Source organism: Streptomyces canus 299MFChir4.1 (genome assembly GCF_000383615.1).
Taxonomy (GTDB): domain Bacteria; phylum Actinomycetota; class Actinomycetes; order Streptomycetales; family Streptomycetaceae; genus Streptomyces; species Streptomyces canus_C.
This window is the reverse complement of sequence record NZ_KB911680.1, coordinates 1-5,096: the sequence shown is the minus strand read 5'-3', so window position 1 is coordinate 5,096 and position 5,096 is coordinate 1. Positions and strand designations below refer to the sequence as shown.

The window sequence follows — 5,096 nt, the reverse complement described above, 5'->3', positions numbered from 1 at the left end:
TGTCCCACTCGCGTGGGCGGTAGCCGTTGCGGTGGTTGACGCGTTCCTCGCTGACCTGCCCGTATTCGGCGTTGCAGAGGGCGTCGGCCTCGGCGGACATGAGTGCGTCGGCGAACGTCTTGACCATCGCGCGCAGCAGGTCGGGACTCGCCGCGGCGAGGTTGTCCTCGGCGAGGGCGTGCAGGGGCAGACTGTCTGGTGCGGTCATCGTGCTGATCTCCTTCGAGGCTTCGACACTTCGAAGATCAGCCGGTGGCCGTTCATCTATGCGGGCCCCATCCCGATGCCGGGGCAAACCCCCGGATCAGGTCGAACCCGTACACCACTTCCCTGGACGCAACCCGTTTGAGCGGGGTCTTCGCCAGGGGTGAGCTGGTCGAGGCCGTGTTCGATGAGGTGGACCAGGAACCGTTTCAGGTGCGACCACACGCCCCTCGACCGGGTTGAATTCGGGAGCGTACGGCGGCAGTTGGTAGGCGGTCAGCCATAATCGGACGTCGATCAGCTCCCGCATGGCGCGGCTTATATGCGTGTTCAGCAGCAGGCGGCGGTACTTGTCGGAAGACTCTCGAAAAGCCGCAGAACGGCCCGGTTCACGAGGGGAGCTCGTGGCCGCGGCAGGTACAACAAGCGGATGCCTCGCAGCACCGCTACCCGCGGCGCGCGGACAACATCGACAGATGGTACGGCGGAGCCTCTACGGCCCACGGGCTCTACGGGCGTACCGCTCCTACCGACAGCAGGGATGGCGGCGATGGCTGCGGTGAACACGAGCTGCGGCGGCGTGCTGCGAGCCTTCGAGACCCGCCTGACCGCCTGGATGTTCCTCGTTTCGGAACGAGGGGACCGACAGGAGGCGGCAATCGCAGCCGCTGAAGCCGACCAGGCCGTGGCGGCTCTGCTTGAGCTTCGACGAGGAAGGATCCGTCGGAAGGCCGAGAACGGCCTGTGGTGCCCCGCTTCGGACGTGCTGGCGTTTCGCTCATGGCTGTGGTTCGTCGTCGCGGCCCTGCTCGTCATCGGTGCTCTGCTGCTGGTCCAGGGTGATTCAACGGCAGAGCAGTCTGTGCGGATCGCGCCTTCTCCGGTCGCCGCGGTGCCCAGCGCGCTGTTCGCATCACGCCAGTTGAGTCACCTCGTGACGCGCCGGGCAGTACGAACCGGAGTGGCCAGGCAGAGCACTCTCATCTGGATCAGGCGGTGGCTCAGCCAAAGCGCAGTTCTGATGCTCACCCTGGGAATGTGGGCGCTCTGGATGACCGTCCTGGTTCTCTAGTCCGGTTGGTCCCGTCCACTCCTCCGTCCGGGGTGCCAGCCACCTGGTGCCCCGCATCGGACTCCGCCGAGCCCTGACGCAACGCTCGTACTTCACACCCAGCGAGCTGATATTCACGAGCAATGCTTATGGCCTGTGGATCGGACGCGGGTTGGGCGCAAAGGGCGCACCTCCCCCGTGATCGACTTCTGGTCATGGACGGCATCGTCCGCGAGGGCGCGACGCCGGGTGCTCGGCGCCGCCATGGAAGCCGAAGTCAGTACGTATATAGATGAGTTGGCCGACCAGCGCGACGTGCACGGGCGCCGCCTGGTGGTCCGCAACGGCTATCACCAGCCGAGGAATGTCACGACCGCGGCGGGGCGGTCGAGGTGAAGACACCACGGGTGAACGACCAGCGCGTCGACGAGGCCTCGGGCGAGCGCGAGCGGCTCTCCTCCGCGATCCTGCCGCCTTGGTGCCGCAAGCCCCCGAAGATCAGCGAGGTGCTGCCCCAGCTCTATCTCCACGGCCTGTCGTCTGGCGACTTCCGGCCCGCGCTTGAGCAGTTCCTGGGGTCGACGGCCGGGCTATCGCCGGTGACGGTCACCCGCCCCACCCAGCAGTGGCAGGCCGACCACCAGGCGTTCGGCGAGCGCGATCTGTCCGCCAGCGACTACGTCTACGTCTACGTCTGGGCCAACGGCATCCACCTGCGCATACGCCTGAGGGAGGCGAAGCCGTGCGCGCTGGTGGGCATGGGCGCCCGCACGGACGGCACGAAAGAGCTGATCGCCATGAACGACGGCTACCGCGAGTCCGCCGACTCGTGGGCGACCTGCTGCGCGACTGCCAACGGCGCGGGATGCGCGCTCCCGTCCTCGCGGTCGGCGACGGCGCACTCGGCTTCTGGAAGGGCCCTGGCCGGTGATCGAATTGTCAGCGGCTGATGCGAGGATCCAGGCGCAACTACGCAAGGAGTTCAACATGGGCACCTGGGACACTGGCCCCTTCGACAACGACTCGGCCGCGGACTTCGCCGGAGATCTCGATGACGCCAAACCCGAGGACCGCGAGGCACTGATCCGTGGCGTCCTCACGCGCACCATCGGCGCCACCGGCTGGCTCACCGAAGGAGAAGAAGCGGTGGCCGCAGCCGCACTGATTGCGTCGCAATGCCCTGGCGGCGACCCAATCGACACACCTTACGGACCTGAAGAACCCATGCCCGCCTTATCTGACGATCTCAGGACGCTCGCGGACACGGCTCTCGCTCGCATCACCAGCGACCAGGCCGGAGCAGCATCGAACTGGGTCGACCCGGAAGACTGGAAGCAGTGGCAAGCCAACCTCAACCGCCTTCGCGCAGTTCTTGCTCCGCAATCGCCGTCCATCCCGCTGCTTGATGTCGATCAGTGACAGAGCGTCACCTGCCACAAACCCTTATCCAGAGCCCACCGAAAAAGTGACACAGCCACACTCCCGCCTAGGCGGGAGGTGCGGCGGTCTCCGGTCTCCTCGCTGCGGGGCGGCGCGGCCATCCGTGGACAAGCTGGTCATTCTCTGCCGGGCCGGGCAGCCAGAAGAAGCTGAACGGCATGCTGGTGGAACCCGAGCTGGTGGTGGAGGTCGGCGTCGACGTCGCCCGCGACGCCTCCAGCCGGTGGCGGCACCCGCACGCCGGCACCGCGCCCGGCCCCGTCCCCTCCCCCGCCGACGCGCAACCGACTGAGCGCGCCCCGATCCCCGGGCGTCCGCGCCATCCCGCTCTTGCACCATCCTCAACTCCAGCCAGGGCATGGTCGAAGGGGTCGCAAGGGGGATGTCAGCAGCCCGACCACGCCAAAACGGCGTACTGGCATGCACAGATGCGAGAGGGGATCTACAGGTCCCGCAACGCCTAGCGCAATGCTCAGCGCAACATCCGGCGCAACACCTGCCGCACCACCCAGCGCAACCTGGTAGCTCGCCGGGTTGGCTGACCGGCGCGGCGGTCGTCCTGCTCGACCGGTTACGACCCCACCCGCGATTGATCGTGGATGCTGTGCCTTGAGGGGAAAGGCTAGGCTCGTGGCTGATCACGGTTACCGACGAGGGGGTTCCGAGGTATGAGCGGAAGAGTGACGGCGGTCAGCAGCAACGGGGAGTACTCGTTCACCAAGCCGAACCGGGACAGCGTCAGATTGCTCACTGGGCTTGGTGTGGAGGGGGACGTTCACGCTGGTGTGACGGTAAAGCACCGCTCTCGCGTCGCGCAGGATCCCACCCAGCCGAATCTGCGCCAGGTCCATCTCATTCATGAAGAGCTCTTCGCCGAGGTCGGCGAAGAAGGGTTCAAGGTGGTGCCCGGCGAACTCGGCGAGAACATCACCACGCGCGGCATAGATCTGCTCGGCCTGCCGGTCGGCACATTGCTGCGCATCGGCGACTCCGCAGTCCTGGAAGTCACCGGCCTCCGCAATCCCTGCCTGCAGATCGAGCTCTTCCAGGACGGGCTGCTGAAGCAGGTCGTCGGCCGCGACGCGGCGGGGAACATCGTGCGCAAAGCCGGAATCATGAGCATCGTGAAGGAAGGCGGCGTGGTGCGCCCTGGCGACGCGATCGAAATGGAGCTTCCCAGCGGTCCGCACCGCCCCCTGGACCGGGTCTGACCATCTTTTGGCCAGGCCGTGACTGACGACGGCCGCGCGGGTTCTTGAGGTGTGAGAATCAAGGACGCCCGTGCGGCCATGGCCCATCACGCCTTCTGCCGCGTCGCGCGTCAACATCTCGGCGCGTCGCGCCTCAGCATCTCAGCGGGTTGATCGAACAACTCGCGCCACGCTGGCAGGCGCGCTGCGAGTCCGCGCGTCACGAACGGCGCCGGGGCGCCCGTCGACGGCAGGCCGGGACCGGGCCGAAGTACGAACTCGTCTGCACTGGCGGGCTGCTGGCCACCCCGGTTCACCCACGCGCCGGTCCCCTGCCAGGCCCTCGGCGTGATCTACACGGTGGACTCCTCCCCCATCGGCCGCGCCAACAGCGAGATCAGCCCGCTCATGTCGAAGCGCGAATTCGCCATCCCCGACCAGCTCGGCCTACGACCGCACGCCCTGGAGGACGTGTTCGCCTACGCCGCCGCCGAGAACATCACCCTGCGCATCGACGGCCCCGAGACCCAAGCCGGAGCTGGTGGCGACCGGTAAGGCCGCCTCAGAGAACCTCCTCGTCCAGACGAAGGCCGACAGCTACGACCAACCCGCCTGGTTCGACTTTTGTCAGCACTCCCGACTGGCTGCCTGCCGACGCCGCCGAAATCTGCCGCGACCTGAGAACCTCAAGATGGCCCTGGCCTGGAACAAACAGGCCGCCGCCATGACACCCGGGGTATTCACGCCCTTTCTGCCGGCATGCTCCTCGCGGTCGCCGCAACCGCTCATCTCCCGGCCCGCGACCTCGACCACGGCCGCGCTTCACGTGTGCGGCCAAAGGACTGAAGGCTCGCCGGCGCCGGCCGGCCCGGGCTGCCACGTGTCGGCGTACGGACTTCTCTCCCCGGTCGCGTACGGGTGAACGTCCCCAGTTGTCAGGCCACTTCGGTCTCTCGCTCGATGGCCTGGAGGCGGTTCTTGAGCCGGTAGCTCGGGCCGTTGATCGCGATCACTTCGCAATGGTGGAGGAGCCGGTCGAGGATCGCGGTGGCGAGGACCTCGTCGCCGAAGACTTGGCCCCATTCGCTGAAGGTCTTGTTCGAGGTCAGGATGATGGAGCCCTTCTCGTAACGCTTGGAGATGACCTGGAAGACCAGGTTCGCCTCGGCACGTTCGAGGGGCTGATAGCCCACTTCGTCGACCACGAGGAC

Annotated in this window: 6 protein-coding genes and 2 pseudogenes; 5 read left to right on the top strand and 3 right to left on the bottom strand. The window is 66.8% G+C overall.

What is annotated here, in order from left to right:
• Both H293_RS0148655 and H293_RS62095 read right to left on the bottom strand, forming a co-directional pair.
• A partial coding sequence (locus H293_RS0148655) for a transposase (RefSeq protein WP_020124985.1) occupies positions 1 to 208 on the bottom strand: 208 nt, incomplete at its 3' end.
• Between the two features lie 52 nt (positions 209 to 260).
• Positions 261 to 538: pseudogene (locus tag H293_RS62095) on the bottom strand (transposase); the annotation flags it as partial.
• A gap of 216 nt (positions 539 to 754) precedes the next feature.
• Between H293_RS62095 and H293_RS0148650 the strand changes: the two are divergent.
• The 5 genes and pseudogenes from H293_RS0148650 to H293_RS54215 all read left to right on the top strand — a co-directional run bounded on the left by H293_RS0148650 (position 755) and on the right by H293_RS54215 (position 4,440).
• Complete coding sequence (locus H293_RS0148650; RefSeq protein ID WP_158694610.1) at positions 755 to 1,276, top strand: hypothetical protein; 522 nt, start codon at positions 755 to 757, stop codon at positions 1,274 to 1,276.
• 194 nt (positions 1,277 to 1,470) lie between these two features.
• Positions 1,471 to 2,171: pseudogene (locus H293_RS53605) on the top strand (transposase); the annotation flags it as partial.
• Positions 2,172 to 2,242: 71 nt separating this feature from the next.
• Positions 2,243 to 2,674: a DUF4259 domain-containing protein gene (locus H293_RS0148640; RefSeq protein WP_020124983.1), complete on the top strand. Its 432-nt coding sequence runs from the start codon at positions 2,243 to 2,245 to the stop codon at positions 2,672 to 2,674.
• Positions 2,675 to 3,363: 689 nt separating this feature from the next.
• On the top strand, positions 3,364 to 3,906 hold the full coding sequence (locus tag H293_RS0148635; RefSeq protein ID WP_078612964.1) for an MOSC domain-containing protein: 543 nt from the start codon (positions 3,364 to 3,366) through the stop codon (positions 3,904 to 3,906).
• 327 nt (positions 3,907 to 4,233) lie between these two features.
• Positions 4,234 to 4,440: a hypothetical protein gene (locus H293_RS54215; protein ID WP_020124981.1), complete on the top strand. Its 207-nt coding sequence runs from the start codon at positions 4,234 to 4,236 to the stop codon at positions 4,438 to 4,440.
• 380 nt (positions 4,441 to 4,820) lie between these two features.
• Here H293_RS54215 and H293_RS0148625 read toward each other — a convergent pair.
• Positions 4,821 to 5,096, bottom strand: a 276-nt coding sequence (locus tag H293_RS0148625) for an ATP-binding protein (RefSeq protein WP_020124980.1), incomplete at its 5' end; no start/stop codon positions are given.

Coding starts and splice junctions, on each gene's coding strand:
- H293_RS0148650 (WP_158694610.1), top strand. CDS start 755: ATGGCTGCGGTGAACACGAGCTGCGGCGGCGTGCTGCGAGCCTTCGAG.
- H293_RS0148640 (WP_020124983.1), top strand. CDS start 2,243: ATGGGCACCTGGGACACTGGCCCCTTCGACAACGACTCGGCCGCGGAC.
- H293_RS0148635 (WP_078612964.1), top strand. CDS start 3,364: ATGAGCGGAAGAGTGACGGCGGTCAGCAGCAACGGGGAGTACTCGTTC.